23 protein-coding genes are annotated in these 24,822 nt (G+C 41.1%); 10 read left to right on the plus strand and 13 right to left on the minus strand.

What is annotated here, in order from left to right; translation table 11 throughout:
- From ABWO12_RS08940 to ABWO12_RS08965, 6 genes are all read right to left on the minus strand, one after another.
- Positions 1-510 (minus strand): DUF6705 family protein (locus ABWO12_RS08940; RefSeq protein WP_353088488.1); only part of this gene is annotated, 510 nt, incomplete at its 3' end.
- Between the two features lie 13 nt (positions 511-523).
- Complete coding sequence (locus ABWO12_RS08945) at positions 524-1,156, minus strand: hypothetical protein (protein ID WP_353088489.1); 633 nt, start codon at positions 1,154-1,156, stop codon at positions 524-526.
- Between the two features lie 128 nt (positions 1,157-1,284).
- The gene (locus tag ABWO12_RS08950) at positions 1,285-1,905 is read right to left on the minus strand and encodes a hypothetical protein (protein WP_353088490.1); all 621 of its coding nucleotides are present in this window, start codon (positions 1,903-1,905) and stop codon (positions 1,285-1,287) included.
- A 419-nt stretch (positions 1,906-2,324) separates the two neighbouring features.
- On the minus strand, positions 2,325-2,912 hold the full coding sequence (locus tag ABWO12_RS08955) for a globin family protein (RefSeq protein WP_353088491.1): 588 nt from the start codon (positions 2,910-2,912) through the stop codon (positions 2,325-2,327).
- A gap of 16 nt (positions 2,913-2,928) precedes the next feature.
- Positions 2,929-3,354 (minus strand): hypothetical protein, encoded by a 426-nt coding sequence (locus tag ABWO12_RS08960; RefSeq protein ID WP_353088492.1) that lies wholly within the window; start codon positions 3,352-3,354, stop codon positions 2,929-2,931.
- Positions 3,355-3,439: 85 nt separating this feature from the next.
- Positions 3,440-3,919, minus strand: coding sequence for a nuclear transport factor 2 family protein (locus ABWO12_RS08965; RefSeq protein ID WP_353088493.1), 480 nt, complete (start codon positions 3,917-3,919; stop codon positions 3,440-3,442).
- Between the two features lie 456 nt (positions 3,920-4,375).
- Between ABWO12_RS08965 and ABWO12_RS08970 the strand changes: the two genes are divergently transcribed.
- The gene (locus tag ABWO12_RS08970) at positions 4,376-4,954 is read left to right on the plus strand and encodes a hypothetical protein (protein WP_353088494.1); all 579 of its coding nucleotides are present in this window, start codon (positions 4,376-4,378) and stop codon (positions 4,952-4,954) included.
- Positions 4,955-4,957: 3 nt separating this feature from the next.
- Positions 4,958-8,314 (plus strand): transcription-repair coupling factor, encoded by a 3,357-nt coding sequence (gene mfd, locus ABWO12_RS08975; protein ID WP_353088495.1) that lies wholly within the window; start codon positions 4,958-4,960, stop codon positions 8,312-8,314.
- Positions 8,315-8,346: 32 nt separating this feature from the next.
- On the opposite strand, the gene ABWO12_RS08980 is transcribed toward mfd, so the two are convergent.
- The 4 genes from ABWO12_RS08980 to ABWO12_RS08995 all read right to left on the minus strand — a co-directional run bounded on the left by ABWO12_RS08980 (position 8,347) and on the right by ABWO12_RS08995 (position 12,379).
- Positions 8,347-10,524, minus strand: a complete 2,178-nt coding sequence (locus ABWO12_RS08980; RefSeq protein WP_353088496.1) for a M12 family metallo-peptidase — start codon at positions 10,522-10,524, stop codon at positions 8,347-8,349.
- A gap of 45 nt (positions 10,525-10,569) precedes the next feature.
- Positions 10,570-10,932: a YraN family protein gene (locus tag ABWO12_RS08985; RefSeq protein ID WP_353088497.1), complete on the minus strand. Its 363-nt coding sequence runs from the start codon at positions 10,930-10,932 to the stop codon at positions 10,570-10,572.
- 3 nt (positions 10,933-10,935) lie between these two features.
- Positions 10,936-11,328 (minus strand): four helix bundle protein, encoded by a 393-nt coding sequence (locus ABWO12_RS08990; protein WP_353088498.1) that lies wholly within the window; start codon positions 11,326-11,328, stop codon positions 10,936-10,938.
- An 88-nt stretch (positions 11,329-11,416) separates the two neighbouring features.
- Positions 11,417-12,379 (minus strand): S66 peptidase family protein, encoded by a 963-nt coding sequence (locus ABWO12_RS08995; RefSeq protein WP_502902924.1) that lies wholly within the window; start codon positions 12,377-12,379, stop codon positions 11,417-11,419.
- Between the two features lie 92 nt (positions 12,380-12,471).
- Between ABWO12_RS08995 and metG the strand changes: the two genes are divergently transcribed.
- From metG to ABWO12_RS09010, 3 genes are read left to right on the plus strand one after another with little or no spacing between them, the layout of a single operon-like run.
- On the plus strand, positions 12,472-14,529 hold the full coding sequence (gene metG, locus ABWO12_RS09000) for a methionine--tRNA ligase (RefSeq protein ID WP_353088499.1): 2,058 nt from the start codon (positions 12,472-12,474) through the stop codon (positions 14,527-14,529).
- A 9-nt stretch (positions 14,530-14,538) separates the two neighbouring features.
- Positions 14,539-15,228 carry an HAD family hydrolase gene (locus tag ABWO12_RS09005; RefSeq protein WP_353088500.1) on the plus strand — a complete coding sequence of 230 codons (690 nt, stop codon included), beginning with the start codon at positions 14,539-14,541 and terminating at the stop codon, positions 15,226-15,228.
- Positions 15,225-15,857, plus strand: a complete 633-nt coding sequence (locus ABWO12_RS09010; protein WP_502902925.1) for a CatA-like O-acetyltransferase — start codon at positions 15,225-15,227, stop codon at positions 15,855-15,857. Before ABWO12_RS09005 ends, ABWO12_RS09010 begins: the two co-directional genes overlap by 4 nt.
- Here ABWO12_RS09010 and ABWO12_RS09015 read toward each other — a convergent pair.
- The 3 genes from ABWO12_RS09015 to ABWO12_RS09025 all read right to left on the minus strand — a co-directional run bounded on the left by ABWO12_RS09015 (position 15,854) and on the right by ABWO12_RS09025 (position 17,150).
- The gene (locus tag ABWO12_RS09015; RefSeq protein ID WP_353088501.1) at positions 15,854-16,297 is read right to left on the minus strand and encodes a hypothetical protein; all 444 of its coding nucleotides are present in this window, start codon (positions 16,295-16,297) and stop codon (positions 15,854-15,856) included. The genes ABWO12_RS09010 and ABWO12_RS09015 overlap by 4 nt on opposite strands.
- A 168-nt stretch (positions 16,298-16,465) precedes the next feature.
- Entirely contained in the window at positions 16,466-16,798 is a 333-nt protein-coding gene (locus tag ABWO12_RS09020; RefSeq protein ID WP_353088502.1) for a single-stranded DNA-binding protein, read from the minus strand.
- Positions 16,799-16,832: 34 nt separating this feature from the next.
- Entirely contained in the window at positions 16,833-17,150 is a 318-nt protein-coding gene (locus ABWO12_RS09025; RefSeq protein WP_353088504.1) for a single-stranded DNA-binding protein, read from the minus strand.
- Between the two features lie 270 nt (positions 17,151-17,420).
- On the opposite strand from ABWO12_RS09025, the gene ABWO12_RS09030 reads away from it, so the two are divergent.
- The 5 genes from ABWO12_RS09030 to ABWO12_RS09050 all read left to right on the plus strand — a co-directional run.
- The gene (locus ABWO12_RS09030) at positions 17,421-17,771 is read left to right on the plus strand and encodes a hypothetical protein (protein WP_073360495.1); all 351 of its coding nucleotides are present in this window, start codon (positions 17,421-17,423) and stop codon (positions 17,769-17,771) included.
- A gap of 16 nt (positions 17,772-17,787) precedes the next feature.
- On the plus strand, positions 17,788-20,115 hold the full coding sequence (locus ABWO12_RS09035; protein ID WP_353088505.1) for a M28 family peptidase: 2,328 nt from the start codon (positions 17,788-17,790) through the stop codon (positions 20,113-20,115).
- Complete coding sequence (locus ABWO12_RS09040; protein ID WP_353088506.1) at positions 20,112-20,915, plus strand: NAD(P)H-binding protein; 804 nt, start codon at positions 20,112-20,114, stop codon at positions 20,913-20,915. Before ABWO12_RS09035 ends, ABWO12_RS09040 begins: the two co-directional genes overlap by 4 nt.
- Positions 20,916-21,131: 216 nt before the next feature.
- A complete protein-coding gene (locus ABWO12_RS09045; protein WP_353088507.1) occupies positions 21,132-24,551 on the plus strand; it encodes a hypothetical protein in 3,420 nt (1,139 codons plus the stop codon).
- A gap of 53 nt (positions 24,552-24,604) precedes the next feature.
- Positions 24,605-24,822, plus strand: a 218-nt coding sequence (locus ABWO12_RS09050) for a hypothetical protein (protein WP_353088509.1), incomplete at its 3' end; no start/stop codon positions are given.

Here is a 24,822-nt window from a genome sequence, read left to right on the forward strand (position 1 = left end):
TAAAGCGGGTTGTCCATTGACCGTTATTCTTTTGAGTAATAATTGCCCTGAAGATTCACTCTCACTATGACTTATGCTCGTTGCGAGGGTTTTTTCACCCACTTCACACCCAAAACACAACGGACTATCATTGGGAACTACCAAGTTGCCATAAATAGTATAAAATCGGCAATCGCTAAAATTTTCATTCAATTGTGAAAGTGTATTGACTTTCTCTACACCATTTTCTATGTACTGGTATTCGCCATAAATCATATCTTGATAGAAAACATTATTTACATTCGACATTTTTTTCTGTAAAACAAGTTTTAATTGGGTTGTCCCGTCGGTAAAGACCCATGTACCCACATAAGGATCTAACACATGATACATATCTTTAAAGTAATATCCATTGGGTGTTTTTTCAACACTTAAAAGATCCCCCTGAAGCGCTAAATCTACAGTTTGAGTTTGGGAAAAGGCGTTTACACTCACCCATAACCCTACAAAAAGTTGAACTATTTTTTTCATACTACTACTTTATTTAATTACATGGCACTCCAGCTACGCTAAGTTGTTGCCCGGGCAGTGCATTGGGGTTGGTGTTGAGTTCTAATTTTTCCCATTGGGTAAGGTCGTTGTTTGCGGCTTTAAACAAACTAATTCCATAAGAGTTAAATTCTTGTAAAAAATGCCTTTCAAGGTTGTCTTTGTTTGCTTCATTACCAACTGCTTGGTTTGCGACTATTGCATCAATTTTTGATTTTTCAGTTGGTAAACTACTATATTTCGCCTCAGCAAGTTTTAAATTTATTTTAGTATTTAAAGCTCCAAAATCGCTTACAAACAACGCATAGACCACAGCTTGACCAGAAATTTTATCTTTACATACAGTAAGTAAAGTAACATCTTTTTGTCGTGAGCTGGATGCCTGCTGATAAACATTTCGTAACCAATAAACATCTCCAAAAGAAGGAATTGAATATCCGTCGCTTGGGTGGGTATGAGCACCAAAAATTGTAATCTGTGTATATTCTAATTCTATTGTCAATCCAGGACTTGAAGCTAGGGGTGTCTTTGGGTAATTAAAACTTCCATCTGGATTCATTATGGAATTCATTGTAAAACCCCATTCTATTTTTTTATTATTTTGTTCATCCAAAACTTTTTGCTTCATTATATCAATCTCAGGTTTGAAATTTCCTTGTAAAGGGTCAGCTAACTTAGCCAGAGTTGCACATGGTTCAGCCAATAAGTTATTGACCCCGCCTCCACTGTTTTCTCCAATTGGTGGATTTGTATTTGCTAAAATAGAGGCTGTGGTTCTGGATCATTATTTTGATTATTATTATTACTTCCAGATGAAGTGTCTGCTAATAACTCATTATACCATACATCAATAGTACCGTTATGAATCCATATTACCCAACCTCCAACATTAAACTTATTACATCTTTTTTCACCATTTTCAAACTGTGCGATACCTTGATATTCTTTATTTGAATTGTAAACTTCTAAATCTCCTGTGAATGTTTGTAAATTAAATACTTCTGAGTCATTTAATTGGTTATACTTTACTATGAATGATTTGAACTCATCGCCTATTTTAAAAATGTGTAAATTTTCATAATACCTATCTTCTCCCGGCTCAAACTCCTTTAATACTTTTATACTATAAGTTGTTTTACCATCTGCATATTCAAATATTAAAATATGCTCCAAATCTAACTCATCTTCATTAAACTTAGCTAGTTGTCGTGATGCTTGTGGATCACTTAAATAATTGTAACGACGACTATATTCTTGAATTTTTGGAATTAAAAATGGTACGTCTTCAATTTTTGCGTACGAAGATCTTGATTGTTTACGAGTGTAATCTTGTTCTAATTCACAACTCGTAAAAGCAAAAATTAAATCCCTAAACAAAGAAATAGTTTAAACAAAACGAAACAAATTTTATAGGCTTTCATTTTTTGGCATTTATTATTTATTGAACAAATATATTTATTGTTTATAAATAACATCAAAAAAATTTATAAATAATTCCAAAAAAAACTTATTTATTAAACCATTAAATATATGTTATAACCTTGAGATCTTAGTAATAACAACACTTTCCAATAATTTTTAAAATGTATCATACGTTAAAAAAGTTATTCTCATCTTTTTTTACATCAAAAAAACTGTTGATAATTTAACAAGTGTATTTTTATTTTTATGATTTTGTGTCTTTTTTTTAACAAAAAATATAAAAATAGAATGTATAGGAAATTTATAGCTATAAAGTATTAATCAAATACAAAAAGGCCTCCCATGGGAGGCCTCTTCACTCTAAACAAAAACTACTATTGTTGAACAATAGGCGCTCTTAGGGATTCCAATACCGCAACGATATCGGTATACAATTCGGTGTTGGCTGCTACGCCGTTTTGTTGTGCGGCAGCGCCTACATACCCGACAAATTTGGTGTAATCGGCATTGGTTGATTTTACGCCCATACGGGGGTTAGTCGTAGGATTGTGCGCATCGACCATATTGAGTCCCGTGTAGGTGTTGACCGCATTGGTTCCTCCCGTGTTGAACGAGAAAAAGTCGGTGAGGTTGTCTACAAGAATCGCCAAATTGGTGGTGTTCCCTGCGCCTACCTCGGCCAAAACGGGTGCAAAATGGGCACTCAAATTCCCTGAAGCCCCCGCTTGAATATCGGCGACGATCAATCCTACCGTGGTATTGACCACTTTGCGGTAACTCAGACGCCCTTGTTCGATCATTTGTCCTGGGTTATCGGGGTCATTGACCAGGGTAGTGCCGCCCAAGCGCGCATAGATGGAGGGTTTGGCTGGTGCGCTGTTGTCATCATCGTTGTTGCACGAAGTGAAAGCGGCGGCTAGAATCATTACCGCTGCGAATGCGGTTCGTTTTAACATTTTCATAGGTACGAATATTAGATTAATTAAAGATTCCTTGCACAAAAGAAGAGAAGCGGTAACTCCAACTATCTTTCTTGATAACGGCACAGGCTTGGGCATTGGCCAATTCGGCAGGGACCACAAACCGTTGGGCGTTGTAGGTTCCTTTTTGCATCAATTGATCAAAAACCTGTTGGCTGTTGGCGACCGTATTGTCGTGAAAATAGACCACCACATTGTTTTTTACAATGACATCGCTTTTCACACCCGGTATCGCACGAAGCTGTTGCGTCACGGTGGTGGCCAAGGCGCTGTCTAAGGGCTGTTCAAAGTCGATGCGGCTCACTTGAATGTGCGCATTTTCGACAGGCTTGGCAGTGGCAATATGGGCCACCAAAATGATAAAGAAGAGTAAGAAGGTGCCGAATAGCGAACCTAAAATCACTTTTACTTTTTTCCGTTTCATGGGGTTTTGTTTTTGTTTACCCTTTCATATACGGAGAAAAATAATCCTTGGATGTATACCCCTAAAAAAGTTCCCGAAGGAACTCTTATTTTTTGGAAAGCTGCTGGATCAGGGGGTCTTCTAGAGGCGCTTTTATTTTGATCACGGCATCGGTGGTATCGTTGGGAATCGTCATAGACAAGACGTAGTGCTTTATCTTCCAACCTTGAGAAGTTAAAATCAGCACACCACTTCCGCGACAAATCTTCATTTGGGTGTTAAGCAATTCATCAAACCAGGCCATGGTTCCATCGGCAGAAAAATAGATGTGGCGTTCCAAAGCGGTAAAGTTCCAGGCTTTCCCACGATCGAAATAGGGTTTGGCAAACGCTTGAAAGGCTTGCTTATCCCAATTTTCAGTAGCGTCGGTACCGATAAAAACCGACGATTCATCCATTGCAGCAAAATAAGCGTTGAAATTGGCCGTAGCCGCATCTTTGTGCCATTGATCGAGCAATTGATTGACTGCTTCTTTGGGCGTTTGCGCGAAAGCGAAGGTGGTGAGGAAGAGGAGGAGGTGTTTCATAGTAAATGGTTGTCGGTTGTCGGTTGTTGGTTGTTGGTTGTCGGTTGCCGGTTGTCGGATCTTTTGATGATGGGAAGATACAAAAAAAGATGGGGGATTTTAAGTTTCAGGTTTCAAGTTTGGACGGTAGACTTTGGACATTAGTCATTAGAAAGAAATGAATAGGAAAGGTTTTAAGTTTATGGTTCAATAGAAGGATTCATTTTCAAATCTTCAAATCTTCAAATTAAAAAAAGGTAGTTGACTACAGCCCCGGTAGAGCCGGCATCCTCCCGACCTTCGGAAGGGAGATACAGGCGAAAACGGGAGGGGGCGTGTTGAGGAATGGGGGCGTGTGCTGCCAAAAAACAAAAGAGACTGCCTGTGGGAAGTCGGAAGCGGGTATAAAACTTACCGTTTCTTTAACGATAAAACTCCAAACTACTTTCTTATTTTTGCAAGGCTTAATGGCAGTATATGAGAATCGGTTGGTTTATCTTGGTGTGTTTGGGTTTGTTTTCGTGTCAAAACGACAATGCGTCGTTGAAAGCGGAGCAGGCGAAGGAGGCACAGAAAAAAGAGGTGGTGTTTTCGACCATTACTTCGGGTTGGACGTTTGATATTGCGCCGATTGAACCCACGACGCAAGCGCGATTGAACAGCTGGATGGAGTGGCGAAATTTTTTGCGGGAAGTGAACCAAAAACCGAAAAGTACATTGAATGCTTTTCAGAAAAAAGCTTCGGTTTTGGTGACCCAATCGGAGGCGTTGGTCAATACCTTGCCGATGGAATTTAACCAACCTGCGGTGCGTGCCCGACTGAAAGTAATCAATACCAAGTTGAAAAGTTTGGATTTATTTATTCACCTTAATCAAACGCCCGCGGCCAAAGTGGTGAAACTGATTGGTGAAATCAATACTGAAATCGAATATTTACAATTGCAATTTGAAGAAATTGTGCAGCGCAGTTTGATTCCCCGCGAACCGGGAGAGCCTGATTTTGTGAAGATGAAAGACACTACGCGTGCCATACCGAATACGCCTATAATTCCCTAAGTTTTGAGTAAAAGTACCCTGCTCTCGGTGTACCAAGCGTCACCCAAAGTTGAACAACTGGCTGTAGCACTCCGCCAACCGGAGGCTAAAATCAATGTTCGCGGTCTTTTGGGATCGGGTTTGTCGTTTGCGTTAGCGGCTTTATTTGAAAAAATGGATCGTCCTTTTTTGGTGGTTTTCAACGACAAAGAAGAGGCGGCATATTACCTCAACGACTGGGAGCAACTCTTGAACGAACAAGACGTGTTGTTTTATCCGGGTTCGTACCGCAGGCCTTACCAACTGGAAGAAACCGATAATGCCAATATTTTATTGCGCGCGGAAGTCTTAAACCGCATCAATTCGCGCAAAAAGCCTCCTTTTTTGGTTACCTATGCCGAGGCGTTGTTTGAAAAAGTGGTCACCAAGAAAGAGCTGGAGAAAAATACCTTAAAGATTGCGGTCAACGACCAAACGAGCATTGATTTTATCAACGAAGTCTTGTTTGAATACCACTTCAAACGGGTTGATTTTGTAACTGAACCTGGAGAATTTTCGGTGCGCGGGGGGATTGTGGATGTATTTTCATTTTCGAATGATCATCCCTACCGCATTGAATTTTTTGGCAATGAAGTGGATTCCATCCGCAGTTTTGATGTAGAAACGCAATTGTCGATTGAAAAGCTGAAAAAAATTGCTATTATTCCGAATGTGGAGCATAAGTTTTTTGAGGAAAACCGCGAGCTTTTCTTGGATTACATTGATCCTTCGACGGTGTTGTTTTTTCAACATTCTGAAATCTTAGGCCAACAGTTGGATAAATTATTTGCCAAAGCGACCGTGGCTTTTCAAACGTTGGACAACGGCATTCGGCATGTATCGCCGGAGGAGTTGTTTGTACATGGAGCCGATTTATTACAGCGTGCCGAGCGGTTTACGGTCGTCGAATTGGGCAATCAGGTGCATTATCCCTGTACGATGACGCTTCCGTTTTTGATGCAACCGCAGCCTTCGTTCAACAAGCAATTTGATTTGTTGTTGCAAAATTTGGGCGAAAATCATTTTCACGGGTACAAGAACTATCTGTTTTGTGGAAATGCCAATCAAGCCCAACGTTTTCATGATATTTTTGAGGATATCGACGAACAAAATCACGAGAGTGTTCGCAAGCAATACCATACGATGGTCATGCCGTTGTACCAAGGATTTATTGACGAGGAGAATCAGTTGGTGTGCTATACCGACCACCAGATTTTTGAGCGGTACCATCGTTTTAACTTGAAAAACGGGTATTCCAAAAAACAAACCCTAACACTAAAAGAGCTGACTTCCTTGACGGTGGGTGATTATGTTACCCATATCGATCATGGGATTGGAAAATTTGGCGGGTTGCAAAAAATTCAAGTCGAAGGAAAAACGCAAGAGGCGATAAAACTGGTGTATGCCGACAATGATATTGTGTATGTAAGCATTCATTCGTTGCATAAAATATCAAAATACAACGGTAAAGACGGGACACCTCCGAAGATTTATAAGTTGGGATCGAATGCGTGGAAAGCGTTGAAACAAAAAACGAAAGCCCGCGTCAAGCACATTGCATTCAACCTAATTCAGTTGTATGCCAAACGGCGCGCCGAACGGGGGTTTGCCTGTGCTCCTGACAGTTATTTACAGAAAGAATTGGAGAGCTCGTTTATTTACGAGGATACGCTCGATCAATATAAAGCAACGCAGGACGTAAAAACCGATATGGAAAACGAGCGTCCGATGGACCGTTTGGTTTGTGGGGATGTTGGCTTTGGTAAAACGGAAGTAGCCATTCGCGCGGCATTTAAAGCGGTAGACAATGGCAAGCAGGTGGCGGTTTTGGTACCGACAACCATTTTGGCCTACCAACATTTCCGCACGTTTTCGGAGCGTTTGAAAGATTTACCCGTAACGATACACTATTTGAATCGTTTTCGAACGGCAAAACAGAAAAATGAAACGTTGAAACTGCTCGAAGAAGGGAAAGTTGATATTATCATCGGCACCCATCAGTTGGTGAGTAAAGACGTGAAATTTAAAGACTTGGGCTTGCTGATTATTGACGAGGAGCAGAAGTTTGGCGTAAATGTAAAAGACAAACTCAAAACGATTTCCCATACCGTTGACACCTTGACGTTGACCGCGACACCGATTCCGCGAACCTTGCAATTTTCGTTGATGGCGGCGCGTGACTTGTCGGTGATTACAACGCCACCACCCAACCGATATCCGATTGAAACGCAGGTTGTACGGTTTCATGAGGAATTGATTCGCGATGCTGTTTCGTATGAGATTCAGCGCAACGGTCAAGTATTTTTCATTCACAACCGCATTGAGAATATCAAGGAGGTTGCAGGAATGATTCAGCGGTTGGTACCCGATGCCCGAATTGGCATTGGACACGGGCAAATGGACGGCAAAAAGTTGGAAGAACTCATGTTAGCCTTTATGAATGGGGAGTTTGATGTGCTGGTGTCGACCTCGATAATTGAAAGTGGCTTGGATGTTCCGAATGCCAATACCATTTTTATCAATAATGCCAATAATTTTGGGTTATCCGATTTGCATCAGATGCGCGGGCGGGTGGGACGAAGCAACAAAAAGGCGTTTTGTTACTTTATTACGCCTCCGTATTCGGCAATGACCGATGATGCGCGGAAACGAATTCATGCCTTGGAACAGTTTAGTGAATTGGGCAGTGGATTTAACATTGCTATGAAGGATTTGGAGATTCGTGGGGCCGGTGATTTATTGGGAGGCGAACAGAGTGGGTTTATCAATGAGATTGGGTTTGAAACCTATCAAAAAATCATGAATGAAGCCATTGAAGAATTGAAGGAAAACGAGTTTAGAGAACTTTATCCGCAAGACAATGACCCTGAAACGAAGGAGTATGTCAAGGATTTACAAATCGACACTGACTTTGAGTTGCTGTTCCCCGATGATTATATCAACAACATTACGGAGCGTTTGAACTTGTACAATGAGTTGAGCGCCATTAAAGATGAAAAATCCTTAGCCGAGTATGAGCAACGGGTTGTGGATCGATTTGGTCCCTTACCGAAACCTGCCAAAGCGTTGATCAACAGCATCCGCATCAAATGGAAAGCGACGCAATTGGGAATTGAAAAACTCCTTTTGAAACAAGACAAAATGGTGGGGTATTTTATTGGGGACCAACAGAGTGACTTCTACCAAACCCAACGTTTTATGCATATCCTAGAATTTGTACAATGCCATGGAAACCTCTGCAAGATTAAAGAAAAGCAAACCAAAAATGGCTTACGCTTGCTGATTACTTTTGAACACGTCAAATCGATTCACAAAGCCTTGGAATTGATTGAACAGTTATAAAAAATGCCATCGTTAGGACGGCATTTTATTTTTTACTTCTTCACCACTTTAAAATGCGCAAATCGACCTTCCTCAAATTGTAAGGTAACGAAATAAGTCCCTTGTGCAAAAGCAGTAATGTCAATCGAAAAGTTGGAATCCCTTGGGATTTCACGAAGCAACAATTGTCCCATAACATTATGTACCGCCACCGACTGCACGTTGGTTTTGGACGATACAAATACCTGTCCGTTGGACGGATTGGGGTAATAGGTAAAATCAATTCCTTGGAAATCTCCCGTGTTTAAATTGGGAGTACATCCGATGTTGGCAACCCAACCGGCATCGGTGACAAAAGCATCCGACTTGAATTGTAGCGTTAGTGAACCGTCGGCAGCAGAGGACACAAAAGGACCCGGGATTTGATTGCCTGTAAATCCTAATCCGCCATTAAATTCAGGCGCCGCAGTTGAATTTCCATCATAAATGTATAAGTAATCGTAATCTTGCTCCAAGCTAAATTGCGTAAAGGTGAGGGTAATGCTATTGGCGGGGACGTTGGGAATCAAGGTACGAATCACCGTTTGTTCATCATCATAATCGCCTGTTGCGCCTCCCGTATCGGTAAATACCGAACCTGCACAAAAAACATCATCAGTCATAAAAATTAGTTGACGCCCCCCAATTTCTAATCCGCTGGGACATTCTGGCGCTACTTCAATCACATAATAGCTGTTGGGCGTTAAATTTGTAGCCGTCAAAGTATTGGTTGTCACGGTAGTCCAATTTCCCGGCGTTGTTCCGAACAAATAATAGCGAACGCGCCATGCAGTAGCTCCAGTAACATCAATCCAATTGAAGGTCGCCGATGTTTGTGTTGTTGTTCCCAGAACGATGCGTTCAACAGTATTGATACACGTATTGATACAATCGGAGCTGAGGCAAGAGCGCAGGGTAAAAGTATCCAAAATACGTTGGGCAGGCTGCGGTCCAAAGCCGTTGGCTAAATCTATACCAACATTGCTCACCAAATGACAATAACTCATGATGGTACCCGAGGAAGGAATCGTCAACGGGTCAGTACTACACGAAGCTCCCTCCGCTGTGGGTCCGATTCCTGCTGTGGCACAATTATCTATAGCCGTATTGTTCCCATTCCAAATACAAGCATGTGTGTGAGGAGCCCCTAAAATATGTCCAAATTCATGCGTGAGCACAAGCACCGTCCATGAGTAGGTAGGAACCGTTTGAAAATCAAATTCAACATCAGAATAACAGAAATTTTGAGAAGAACACAAACCGTCAATGGTTACGGCTACACCGCCCAATCCGCCAGCGTCAATGCCCAACAACTGTCCTACATCTCCATCAAAAACGGGACGAACTTGGTTGAACTTAAACAGGTAATCTACAGAAGAGGTGCCAATACCTTCATACGGATCGGGTTCGGTCCAAATCAAGAGCGTACGAAAAGCGATGGTAATTCCGTCATTTTCAAAAAGGGTTTGAACATTATTGTACACGGCAGTCATCCAATTGGTTGCCGTAGTTGTATCACTGCCATTTTCTTGGTAGAGGTTATAGTCCATTTCAAAATAGGTCGTTGCACATTTTGCCGATTGCGTCGTATTGGGCACACTGCGTGCCTGGCGCATCATTGCAGGTCCGTCGTCGGTGAGACACTGAAACGGATGCGGAACTTTCATTTTTGCATCGGAGTAAACGATGTAATCGCTGCTGTTTTTGAGGGGTCCGACCACAAGGTTTTGAAACGTACTGCCGGAGATAAGGCCACTCAATGAATTTTCAAAAAAAGTAAGGGACGCGACCGAGCGGTAATCATTCTTGATGATACCACGGTAATACACGCCAGGAGTGTAGGATACTGTTTCACCGCGATGGGTAAGCACCTGAAACCCTTCGGCAAAGGGGTTGACGCGGTACAACCGAAGCACAACGGAAGCTCCTTGATAGGGAATTATTACTTCAAGTGTTTGCGGACGTTGGTTGTAAATTTGTTGAATAGCCGCGGTTTGTAAAGTAGCAACTGTGGACTCTGCTACCACATTTTCAATAGTTGCATTGGGTACCTCTGACTTCGGTTGGAGCACCGTAACCGTTTGAAATGACGCTCGACGGTCTTCAAAGGACTTTACTTGCTGACCCACAAGGAATTGGGCGAAACTTGTCCAAAAAGACAATACCGCTAAAAAAGTAAAAAAACGAACCATAGCAATTTCTTTTTTTTGTAAAAATACAAAATAGATAGCTTTTTTCTAACTAAAATAATAAAACGCATCTTCAAGGTGTTCCAACACGGTTTGTCCCTCCAATTGATGAATCGCAATAATGTCGAAACGCACCGTCACCTCCCACGCTTGCTCTTGTACATAGGCATTTACGGCTTTTACCAACAATCGGATTTTCTTTAGTTTAACAAAATCCTGCGGCAATCCCATAGTGATACTGGAACGGGTTTTTACTTCAATAACCGCCAGAAGATCATCTTTACGGGCCAAAATATCGACTTCTGCTTTTTGATATATCCAATTGGTTTCCAGGATAGAGTATCCGTTACGCCTTAGAAAATCAACCGCTAAGGACTCCCCTTCTTTTCCTAAATCATTATGTGCTGCCATAACTTAGGTCCACAAAATCGTCCTCTTCGACCGTGGTGTCCGGCCTGTTTGTACCCGCTCCCGCAATAGATTGATACTAGCAATCAGGATATTTATCTTGTGGATGAGTGGCCGATTGGGCGATTTCTCTTCAAAATCCAACAACACATTAAACATGAGTAAGGTCCTTAACTCGTAGGCGGCACCCAAGGTAAAATCCAAATGCCTAATGAAAACATCAGGTTTTGGGGCTTGATAAGCCAACATGATGTGGGTGGGGACAAGTACCGCAATTTGCCTCAAAATCGGCGTGTAATAAAACGTTTGATAATAACTATCCGTCGCCGTGAGCTGGTACAAGTCGCTACAAAACTGACGGGATCGCTCCCAAATTTCTGGGTCATGATACATATTCATAGGGTATGGCGTTTAAATGATACCCAAAAATATAAAACGAATACCAATCTACTCGTTTACAAACACTTATTATCAATAAAATATCGTACTAAGGATGAAACACCAAGTGGCTTTCGGTTTCAGTCACTTCTAGCGTCACTGTACGACCAAAAATCAGCGCGCGGTTATCGGCGATATGACCCGCAGGAAAATTGTAAATTATGGGAATATGGTAATTCTTGGTAATATCTTCAATAATTTCGAGGGCATTTTTCCCCCATGGAATTTCGTTATCGTGCATTTTGGTCATGCTTCCCACGATAATCCCTTTCAGTGATTCAAGGCAACCGTTGCGTTTTAAGTTCATTAACATACGGTCGATGTGGTAAAGGTATTCGTCTAAATCTTCTAAAAACAAAATTTTATCCGTACAATCTATCGCCGAAGGAGAACCAAACAAGCTATACAAAATCGAAAGGTTTCCGCCCACAAGTTGCCCGGTAGCCGTTCCTGTGCGGTTAAGAGCATCGCAGGGCAAATGATATTCCAACGTTTCCCCAAACAATGCTTGGCGAAGCGATTCTTTGGCAGCCGCACTTGCTTTGGAATTGACCGGCATAATCCCGTGGATAGATTGCACTCCCAACGTATTCAAATGACTGTGCAAAACCGTAACATCACTAAATCCCACCACCCATTTGGGATGCTTCAAAAATTGGGTAAAATCCAATAAATCGATCATCCGAACCGTTCCGTAACCGCCCCGCACGCACCAAATCATTTTGATGTTGGGATTGTCCATCGCAGCTTGAAAATCGGCGGCACGTTCAGCGTCTGTTCCCGCCAATTGATAATGGTCTAGTCCGATGGTCTTCCCGATAACCACTTCGAGTCCAAGACTTTTCAACCACGTAATGGCTGGACCAAGATTATCGTCTAAATTTTTACGGGCTGTAGCCACAATCGCTACGGTATCGCCTTTTTGTAGGGAAGGAGGTGTTATCATTTTTCGTTGCGCCAATAGGTTGGATGAACAAATCGTCACCCACAAAAATAGAATTAATGGTTTCATTCGCCAGAATGCTTCGGGCAAATATAAGAAACTATATGTTCGTGATTTTGGGCAAATGCCGTACTTTTGCAAAAATTTAGTACCTCATCGCAATGTCTGATTTTCCAAAACGCTACACTGTTACAGCGGCTTTACCCTACACAAACGGCCCTATTCACATTGGTCACTTGGCTGGCGTCTATGTTCCTGCCGATATTTATGCGCGTTACCTTCGATTGCAAGGGCGCGATGTGGCGTTTATGTGTGGAAGCGACGAGCATGGAGTGGCTATCTCGATGAAAGCCAAAAAAGAAGGCATTACCCCCCAAGAAGTAATTGATAAATACGATGGCATCATCAAGCAATCGTTTGCTGATTTTGGAATTTCCTTCGATAATTATTCGCGTACCTCCGCAAAAATTCACCATGAAACTGCGGCTGCATTTTTTAAAAAACTGTACGAACAAGGCGATTTTATTGAAGAAACGACCGAACAATTGTATGATGAAAAAGCCAACCAATTTCTAGCCGATCGTTTTGTGACCGGTACCTGTCCCAAATGCGGCCATACCGAGGCTTATGGGGATCAATGTGAAAAATGTGGGTCTTCGTTGAACGCTACCGATTTGATCCATCCAAAATCGACGATCACGGGGAGCACACCGATTTTGAAAGCAACAAAACACTGGTTTTTACCCCTAGATCGCTATGAAAATTTCTTGAAAGAATGGATTTTAGAGGGCCATAAAAACGACTGGAAACCGAACGTTTATGGTCAGGTCAAATCTTGGATTGACGACGGTTTAAAACCCCGTGCGGTCACCCGCGATTTGGATTGGGGCATTGATGTTCCTGTTCCCGGAGCGGAGGGAAAAAAATTATACGTATGGTTTGATGCTCCCATTGGTTACATCTCAGCTACCAAAGAATGGGCGCAAAAAACAGGTAAAGATTGGGAACCCTATTGGAAAGATCACGACACCAAATTGGTGCATTTTATAGGTAAGGATAACATTGTTTTTCATTGCATTATTTTCCCAGCAATGTTGAAAGCTGAAGGTAGTTTTATCCTTCCCGACAATGTTCCTGCCAATGAATTTTTAAACCTAGAAGGCAACAAACTTTCGACCTCCAAAAACTGGGCGGTTTGGTTGCATGAATACCTTTTGGAATTTCCAGGTAAACAAGATGCTTTGCGCTATGCCTTGACTGCAAATGCGCCTGAAACCAAAGACAATGATTTTACTTGGAAAGATTTTCAAGCACGAAACAACAATGAGTTGGTGGCGATTTTTGGGAACTTTATCAATCGTGTGGTCGTGTTAACGCAAAAATACTATCAAGGTGTAGTCCCACAACCCCACGCCTTTACGGAGGTGGACACGCAAGTTTTGACCGAATTAAAAGCCTATCCAGCGGTTATTGCCAGTTCGATTGAACGGTACCGCTTTCGGGAAGCTCAAGGGGAATTGATGAATGTGGCGCGTTTAGGAAATAAATATTTAGCCGAGGAAGAGCCTTGGAAAATGATCAAAACCGATCCCGATCGCGTGCAAACACAGCTTTATATTGCCTTGCAAGTAGCTTCCGCATTGGGGTATTTATCGGAACCCTTTTTACCTTTCACCGCCCAAAAACTTCGCTCGATGTTGCGAATTGATGCCGAGGGTTGGGATACTGTATTTACACAGGAAACGCTATTACCTGCGGGACATGAAATTGGGCAGGCTGAGCTGTTATTCGCCCAAATCGAAGACGAAGCTATTCAACAACAAATCGACAAATTAGAAGCGACCAAAAAATCAAATACCATGACAAATCCGGAAGTTACCCCTCAGAAAGAAACTGCTACTTTTGACGATTTTTCCAAAATGGATTTGCGTGTGGGTACGATTATTGAAGCAGAAAAAATGCCTAAAGCCGACAAACTTTTGGTGTTGAAAGTAGATACTGGCCTGGATGTTCGTACCATTGTGTCGGGTATTGCCGAACATTTTACTCCTGAACAAGTCGTTGGAAAACGAGTGACGGTATTGGTCAATTTGGCCCCAAGAGCGTTACGCGGTGTAGAAAGTCAGGGCATGTTGCTACTCACCCAAAACACCGAAGGCCAATTGGTATTTGTGAATCCCGATGCAGAAGGGGTAGCGAATGGAGCGACGATTAGTTGATTATTTTATATGAGCACTCCTATCCTAGCCTTTGACGCCGACGATACCTTATGGCATAACGAACCTTTTTTTGATGAGGCACAAGATCGCTTTTGTGAACTCTTTCAGGATTATACCTCCAAACAAGAATTGCTGCAACTGATTTTACAGCATCAAGTGAAAAACCTTCCTTTGTATGGCTTTGGAATCAAGGCTTTTATACTTTCTATGATGGAATCGGCACTTGAGTTAACCAACCAGCAGTTGTCTGGAGCTGCCACGGCTAGCATTATTCAAATTGGAAAAGATTTGTTGCAGCAACCCGTAGAACTCTTCCCCGAAGTAGAAACTGTTTTGCAACAATTGAAAACGGCCGACTATCGATTGGTTGTGGCGACCAAAGGAGATTTGAAAGATCAACACCGAAAACTTCACGATTCGGGACTGGGTCACTATTTTCACCATATCGAAGTGATGAGTGACAAAACCGTTTTGGATTATCAAAAAATGTTAGGGCGTTTGGATATAGACGCAGCCCATTTTGTAATGATTGGAAACTCACTGAAATCCGATGTTTTGCCCGTGTTAGAACTAGGGGGAACAGCCTTTCATATCCCGTATCACACGACTTGGGCGTATGAAAAAATTGATTTTGAAGTGCAACATCCCAATTTTCGGGCCTTATCTTCCATAACCGAAATACTTCCTTTTTATGTATGATGACCAAAACTAAAATAGCGCTTGCTACTTGGAATCGTCGGGAGCATTTTGAATTCTTTTCACAAATGGAAGAGCCTTTTTATGGCATGACGAGTCGTGTAGATTGTACAAAGGCCTATGAAAATGCCAAAGTACTGGGCATCTCTTTTTTTATCTATTATTTGCATAAAACCTTGGCGGCGGTCAATGCCTGTGAACCCTTTCGATGGCGTATCATCGACAATGAACCGTGGTGTTTTGATCGCATTGATGCCTCGGCGACCATTATGCGCAAAGACGAAACTTTTGGTTTTTCGTGGATGGAATATCATCCGGATGTCCGGGTGTTTGAAAAAAAAGCCCAAGCCGAAATCGACCGCATTCAAGACACAACGGGCTTGCTTACACATAGCTTCCCCGATGAAAATTTAATCCATTTTTCAAGTATCCCTTGGGTGGATTTTGAAGGACTATCTCATGCCCGTGGTTTTAGTTATCCCGATAGTTGTCCGAAGATTTCATTTGGAAAAATGACCGAAAAAGAGGGGTGTAAAACGATGCCTGTTGCGGTGCATGTGCATCATGGCTTGATCGATGGCATACATGTAGGCCGATTTCTAGATACGCTACAATCTTTGTTAAATGGCTAATTAATAAAGGTCCAATTCAGACCGTCGCTAATCAAAATAACCGTTCGGTTACTCCCTTCGAACATGTAGACTTGATTGGTTCCAATCGTAGAATTTTTAGGAAAAAACATTCCTGCTGTGGTCGTTAATTGCGCGGTAACACTGTTTTGAATGTTTCGAATCACGTACACACGCCCCGGAAAAGCTACAGGACTAGGCAATTGAAACTTATCATCGGTGGCTTGAGGTACTAAGGTGATATAAACGCCATCATTAATTAAAATCGCCGCTCCTCCATTGCCCGAACCGTTCCCCGTTAAGGTTACCGTTTTTACCGAAAGGTTCCCGTTAATGTCAAGTGTACTTAGGGGATTGGTCGTGTTAATGCCCACTTGTGCATGCAACTGCAAGCTGGCAAACCCCAACAATAATCCGATAATGATGACTCGAAATGCACACATGCGTTGTGTTTTATACTCTTTTTCTGAATAAAAATATTAAAATAATTTTGACAAGCTAATTTTAATTCAACCGAAAACGTTTTCGTGTTAACAATTAATTGTGCAATGCCCTGAAAAACAAAACGGCAGTTCCTCGGAACTGCCGTTTCTTTCGAACCTTTACAAGGTTTATTTCCCGAGGAGAAGAAGTTCATTGGCTACCACTTCTGTGATATACCGCTTCTCGCCGTTCTTATCGTCATACGAGCGATGTGTCAATTTGCCCTCCACTGCAATTTCTTTTCCCTTGACGACATACTTTTCGACGATCTCGGCCAACTTCCCCCAGGCGGTTACACGATGCCATTCGGTTTGCTCAACCTTTTCACCCCCATCTTTGTAATACACATCGTGGGTGGCCAAAGTGAGGTTCGCCACTTTTTTCCCTTTTTCCATGGTTTTGACTTCAGGTTCTTGTCCAACGTGGCCGATTAACTGGACTTTATTTCGTAATGCACTCATACTTTTCCTTTTTAAAAATTAATTTCTTTTTTTCTTACATAAACAAGACTTCTTCCGCAACAATTTCTGTAATAGATCGCTTATTACCTTCTTTGTCTTCATAATTGCGATAGGTGATTTTACCCGTAACGCCCAGCTCCTTGCCTTTGGTTACGTACTGTTCGATTAGTGAGGCTAATTTCCCCCAAGCGACGACGCGATGCCATTCGGTTTGGGTTACTTTTTCTCCTTCTTCTTTGTAGTAGACATCATTTGTTGCTAAGTTAAGATTCGCAACTTTCTTTCCCCCTTCAAAAGATTTGACTTCGGGATCTTGGCCCACATGGCCGATTAATTGAACTCGATTTTTCATGGCTTAAATAATTGGTTAAAACTTAATTTGGCTTACATCAACAGGACAAAATTAGGAAGTGTTGAAAGCGATAGTCGGTAGTATACCATTTACTACCGAATGTAATCGTTTGTAAATAAGTATTTTGCTGTTTTTCAGAGGAGGTCACTGTGAAAGTATTCGTTTTACAATTTATTCGTTATATTTGACTTGAAAATTGGTTCCGAATCCTTTTAGGACAGGGCCCTATTTCTGTAGAACGCCATATAATCCTTTTTTAAACCACGAAAAATGAAACGAAATTGCCACGAATGCGGGACACCCTTGATGGGCCGCGAAGACAAAAAATTTTGCAACGATGGATGCCGCAACACATTCAACAACCGAATGAACCGCGACTGTAACAACCTCATGCGAACCGTTCACAATGCCTTGCGCCGAAATTACCGCATCTTGCGTGAACTACATGACGAAGGAATACCATCGATGGCCCTAGAGAAATTAGCACAACGAGGTTTTGATTTTAACTACCTCACCCAAATAGTAATGACCAAATCCGGCGAAACCTATCGTTACGTGTACGATCAAGGCTACGTGCTTACGGAAAATTACCGTTTGCAACTCCTGCCTCCGGAGGAATAGGTTGAGCCTACATACCATGAAAAAGAAGTTTACCTACCTCTACGAAGCGTTATTTCTGATACTCATCATCGGGTTGGTTTTTTATCGTCAAATGCCACAAACCTACGACGATCAAGAGCCTGCACCCTTGGCTGAATTTTCGACGCAACGGGCCTTAGAAAAAGTACAGTACCTCTCCAAACGCCCCCATTATGTAGGTTCTGACGATCATCCTCGGATTCAAAAATACCTGCAACAAGAACTCAATGCCCTCGGTCTTGAACCGCAATTGCAACGCGGATTTACCCTTACGGAAAAAGGAACGCTGGTAGAAGCCACCAATATCATGGCACGTATCAAAGGGCAAAAATCCACAAAAGCCTTGGTGCTCCTCTCGCATTACGATAGTGCCCCTCACTCCAAATCACTTGGCGCCAGCGATGATGCCTCGGGGGTAGCTACCCTCCTCGAAAGCGTTCGGGCCTTACTTTACAACAAAACGCCGCTGCAAAACGATTTGATTCTCCTCTTTACGGATGCCGAAGAATTGGGACTGAATGGCGCTGCACTCTTTGTGACCCAACACGATTGGGCCAAAGACGTAGGACTAGTCATCAACTTTGAAGCACGTGGCACCTCAGGACCAAGCATGATGCTCATGGAAACTACCCAAGGGAATCGCGCCATGGTAGAGGCTTTTGCGGCCGCCCAAACACCTTATCCCGTGAGTAATTCGCTGATGTATAGCATCTACAAAATGCTACCCAATGATACCGATCTCACTGTTTTTCGTGAAGCGGGAAAAATTCAAGGCTTCAACTTTGCCTTTATCGACAGCCGTTATAACTACCATACCGCACAAGATCATTATGCCAATCTATCGCGACTATCGCTTGCCCACCAAGGAAGTTATGTCATGGCGCTATTGACGCATTTTACACAACGGGATTTACGAACGCTTGAACATCCCGAGGAAGACGTGTATTTCTCAATTCCGTTTGGATTTGTGCATTATCCTTTTGCGTGGAATTGGCCGTTGGTCCTCCTTACAGCCATTCTTTTGTTTACCTTCACGTTCATCGGACTCGGGAAACACGTTTTGCGCATTGATGAAGTAGTTAAAGGATTTATTCCCTTGGTGCTTACGCTTTTTGTTGCGGGATTGGTCGCGTGTGGTATCGCTACCCTTTTGCCCTGGATCTATCCCGATGCCGCCACAATACTGCAAGGGTTTACATATAACGGTCACGACTATATCCATGCGTGTATTGCCTTGACCCTTGGAATTTGTTTCTGGTTTTACCGCAAAGAAACCAGTCGTTTTGCCGAAATGAACCGCCTTTTTGCTGGACTTTTTCTTTGGATTATCCTCGGAATGGGACTCGCCTGGAAATTACCCGGCGCCTCGTTTTTACTACTTCCCGTTTTGGGATCAACGCTTATGTTGGGCGCTTTTGTACTCACCCAACAATCCAAAGGACTGTGGAATTTAATAATGGCACTGCCAGCCTTGTTTTTGTTGGTGCCTTTAATTCCTTTATTCCCTGTAGGATTAGGATTGAAAATACTTCCCGGCGCGGCGGTACTTACCGTACTTACTTTTGTGCTTCTTCTGCCTATTTTGGGCGCTTTTCCGTATAAATCCCGTTGGGCCTTTGTATGTCTCATCATAGGTATTGCCTTTTTGGGAAAAGCCCATTGGAACGCTTCGTTTACTTCGGCTAAAGCCCGTCCCAATAGCTTATTGTATGTTTTCGACACCTCGCAAAAAAAGGCCTATTGGACAACCTATGATGAGCGCCCCGATGCCTGGAATCAAGCCTTTTTATCGAAACAACCCCAATCGGCAGCGCCATTAAACCGCAATGCATTGTACAGCAAGTATGGAACTGCCTTCCGATGGATGCATCCGGCGCCTGTTTATGCCTTGAAAGGACCCTCCATTGTATTTGAACGGGATACGGTAAAAGGCAATCGTCGTTTTTATCAAATTCGAATTACCCCCCAACGTCGGGTAAACCGCTATGATATTTTCCTCAAAAATCAAGTGCCCCTTGCGCATGTGAAAGCCAATGGGGTTCGACCGCTAACCTATACCTCCAAAATTGGCGGACAAGCCTCCCATAAACTGCTCTGTTATTATGTTACCCGAAATCAACCCTTGGTGTTCTCGTTTGATGTTCCCGTGGGCGTTGAACCCCAATTGGAATTGATGGAAAGTTCGTTTGACTTGCTTGAGCAACCCCGTATGAGCGTACCACCGCGGCCGAAAAATACACTTCCTATGCCTTTTGTGTTGAATGATGCTGTCGTGCTAATACAACCCGTGCGACCCACTCCACCTGCAATTCCGGCGCAACCATGAAACCCATTATAGGCATTGTAGGCTGTGGATGGCTGGGAAAACCCTTGGCGGAACATTTATTGGCCGAAGGGTATCGCGTGAAAGGCAGTACAACCACTCCCGAAAAGAAGGAAATTTTACTTGACGCTGGAATCGAGGCATTCAATGTTACCTTGACATCAAAAGGATGCGAGGGAGAATGGGCCGATTTTATCGCCGATGTTTCCCAACTAGTCGTGGCATTCCCGCCAAAACTTCGGCAATCGCAGGAGGATTCGTATGTGGAAAAAGTGCAACAACTCCTGCAGCAATTACAAAAGACAGCGATTGAAAAACTACTATGGGTAGGATCGACCGGCGTTTTTGGAGAGCAACAAGATTGGGTTGATGACACAACGGTGCCCGAACCCGACACACCCTCGGGAAGAGGACTTTGGGCAGCCGAGCAAGCGATTCATCAGGCGGGGCTTCCGTATACGGGCATTCGGTTGGGCGGCTTGGTAGGACCCGATCGGCATCCAGTGCAGTATTTATCGGGGCGGCAAAATTTAGAACGGCCTAAAGCGCCTGTGCATTTGATTGCCTTACCCGACTGCATAGGCATTTTGACCCTGTGTTTGCAACAGGAAGCGCGCCAAGGCTTTATCAATGCGGTACACCCCGAGCGCCCGAGCCGCGAAGTTTTTTATACCCAAGCGGCACATCACCGTCAAATTCCTCCTCCGCACTTTGATCCCCACGACACCCGTGTAGGCAAGCGGATTGCCTGCACTTGGCTTTCGCAACAGCACTATATATTCGAGCCCCATCTCCCACGCTAACCCAATGAGGTATTTTTCCAGAGAACTTTAGGTATTTTTCCGGAGAAGAAATAGGGTTTTTACCCAAAGCTTCAGGGTTTTTTCCTTAAAAGAAATAGGGTTTTTCCTTTGTGTTTTTTTATAATTTCTCAATTTCATTTAATAATTTTGAATCATTAGATAAAGCCATTCAATTCATTTTATCTCGTTAACTATTTAATTTTAATACTTTATACCATGTCCACAGAAGTCAAAAATCAAACTACTTTATTTCGTTTTGTTAGTCTGAGAAGTCCTAAATTATCCAAAAAAGAGGATTTTAGTATTCGGTTTTTATCCAATCCAAATTTAGAAAACGACCCGTTTTACATTGCTTACCTCAATAAAGAGGAAAATCAATCAAACTTTGAGGTGCTTAGTGAAGAAGCAGTCAATTTTAATGCTTTTAGAAATTTAACTGAAATCAAAGATGAAAATGAAGAAATTTTCGATTTATCTGATTGGTTTAGTAGTAATAAATCAAAAATTGATTCAAGGAATTTAGAAACCAAAGTAGGTTTAATAAATCCTATTAGTAATACCTTTGAAAGTAAATTATGGAGTAATGTCTATTATCAAATTATTACTCAGAAGGATTTTTACATTAAAGAAGCTGTATTTCAAATACTTATTGTAAATAATATCCTGAAAAACAAAGGGAAGATACAATCTAGTTTTAATGATTTAATTAATCCTATGATTCTATTGCCAAGTGATATATTTGACTTTTCTGCCAAATCAAACCCTTTTCAAACAAGAAATTCGAATCCTGACTACTTTACTAGTCACATAGACAACTCTGTTGAATTACAACTAGCAAAAGTTAAAATTCAACAATGTAATGAGTTAATACAACCATTGAATGTCATAAAAAGAAATTATGAGGTTCAATGCGAAAGTGAATTCAATGCAAAATTGAATTCCTATTTACAAGATGTTAAACAACTTCAAAGTGAATATGAAGAAACTTACAATGAGGCTTTAAGTAAAAAGTGTCAAATTCCTAGAGAAAACAACTTTCACCCAGAAGATATTTGTAATAAGCCGATAGTTAATCATTCCAAAATTCAAGAATTTAGTTTTAAAATTGACGAGAGTTTAAAAATTGACAAGGTATTATTACAATTGGATGATAACCAAAAAAAGGTGCTTTCAGAAATTGTAGACATGAGTAAAATAAAAACTCTAGATGATTTACTTACAGAACTTGAAAGTTGTATTGAATTTAATCATCAACGCCTTGCCATAAGCTTAAAAACTTCTAAACCTACTATGGTATTGGGTGATTCCGTAATTAATTTAGAACAAAACATTCAGGTTGATTCTAATTACTCATTTCGTTTGTGTTCGCATTTATTGCCAAATGGAAAAATAAGTATGTTTTTGGCTATCCATACATCAAATGCTAGTTTAGTCGTTACAAATTTTATTTATAATTTGACCTATGCTGACAATTCCAATTATACAAATGGATCATTTAATCAATCAAATGATGGTAATGTAATAACGTTAGATAACTTGTTTAACTCTAATTTGAATAGTACAAACGGAAGTGTAGTGAGTTCATTTAACGGTCAATTACAGTTCAACAATGGACAAGAGTACTCCTTTGAAATAGAAGACTATAGATTTTTCACCTGTATCAATGGAAAGCTAACCCCAAAAGAAAGTGATACAAATAATTTAGAAAACGAAGATTCTGATTTAAACTTTACACCAAGTACTTATGGGTATAAACAATTAGGAATTGCAGATTATAAAAAAGTTGTTTCTAAGATTTGTAAATACGAAGTTGGTGAAGTTGCCCACATTGAAAACATCATGGCTAAAGAGTTGCGAGAAAAAAGTACTACTAGATTCTTACAAACTCAAATTATTGAAACTTCTAGCAATGAAATTGAAAGTGAAAAAGTTCTAGACACAGCCACAACTGAACGATTTGAAATGCAAACAGAAGTTGCCAAACTAATGCTTAAACAAAATCAATTTAATTCACATCTCAATGTCAATAGCGAATGGGGTAAAACGATTATTGACAGTGGAGCAAGTTTTGCCTCAAACACATCACTTGAAGAAAGTAACAGAGAATCGGTAATTCAGGCAAAAGAAATCACTCAAAGAGCGGTAGAGAGAGTAGTTTCTCGTGTTAAAAATGAAAGAACAGTAAAAACTACTGAAGAATTTACTGAGGTCAATACTCATATATTTGACAACACCGAAGGTGTATCTCATGTCTCGGGTGTTTATCGTTATGTGAATGCAATCTACAAAAATCAAATTTATAATTATGGCAAACGGTTGATGTATGAATTTGCCGTACCCCAACCAAGTAAACTCCATTTACTAGGTATGGAAGCTGGTGTACTAAATTCTAGCCACCTAGTTATTGAAAAACCTATTGATCCAAAAACAATTGGCATTACAGATTTTACTAAAATCAATAAAGACAATTACCATTATTTGGCAAGTCAATACAAGGTAGAAATTGAAACTTATCCGATCACGTCATTTAAAATAGGCAAATCGTTTGTACAAAATAAAAATTCTGTACAATCTGGATTTACACACTCTGAAACATCTTCAATTGAAATCCCAAAAGGGTATTACAGTACAAATGTCTCATTAATTTTAAATGAAGTCTCAACATTTGGAAGTTCAAATGGAATTGGAAATGGATTTCATTCTGTAAGCTGTGGAACGAAAACTTTAACCGCATTTAACAACACTTCAATGTTTAATGTCCCTATAGAGAAATATACTAACTCTATTCCTGTTTCCTATACAGCTATTGCAAAGCATACCTCAAGTGCTTCTGTTGAAGTTTCTGTAAGTTTAACTCAAGAATTTATTGATGAATGGAAAAAAGAAGCCTATAAAAAAATAATTGCGGGCTATTTAGAATTGCTAGAAGCTTACAATCAAAAAGTGGAAGAAACCACGACAAACAATCGTTCGCAAATCGAAAGTAACCCTTTATTTTACCGACAAATAGAGCAAACTATTTTGCGACACAATTGTATCTCTTATTTGATGGACCATTCAAATCCTAACTCAACAAAAAGAGTCGGAGTTAAAATGTATGATGATAACGCAACCTTCACCACCTATCAAGTGCAATTGAATAAAAAAATGGAGGAGTATACCAGTTTTGCAAAATTTATGGAGCAAGCGTTTGAGTGGAATTTGATGAGTTATTCGTTTTACCCTTATTATTGGGGAAACAAACAGGATTGGAAAGATTTATATCAAAATGAGAGCAATGATGCCTTGTTCCGTTCATTTATGCAGGCAGGTTTGGCAAGAGTAATTGTTACGGTTAAACCTGGTTTTGAAAAAGCCGTGATGCATTATTTAGCAACAGGACAAATTTGGTTAGGCGGGTTAATTCCAGTCATAGACAATCCTTTATACACTTCTATCCTAGACGAGTTAAAAGAACAAGAATACGTGATTGAAGAAAGTTGGAACACTACTTTGCCCACCTCATTAATTGCTTTACAAAAAAGTGGAGTCGCAGTTGATGCCGAAGGTTTACCCACCTTAGACCAATGTGAGGCCAATACGGAAGTGCCTTTTCTTGAGAATGAAACCTATTTGAACAAAAAAACAACAACTTAATTTTTTTGGGGTGTGGTATACACACCCCAATACTTTTTAAATCATTACACACCATGAACAGCAAAAAATTAGCATGGCACCGCGAAAACGGGAGATTACAACACCCTAAATTTACAAGACTAGCAACGATTGGGGATAAGAGGGAGGAAGCTGAAAAGAAAAAACTTAGTATCCAATATATTTCTAGCACTAAAGATGACGATAAAATTTATTTGACATTTTTAATTGAAACACCTACGATAAAAAGTAGTACTGCAACCATTTTTGTAGA

The organism is Flavobacterium sp. (genome assembly GCF_040379285.1).
In the GTDB taxonomy this organism is placed as follows: Bacteria; Bacteroidota; Bacteroidia; order Flavobacteriales; family Flavobacteriaceae; genus Flavobacterium.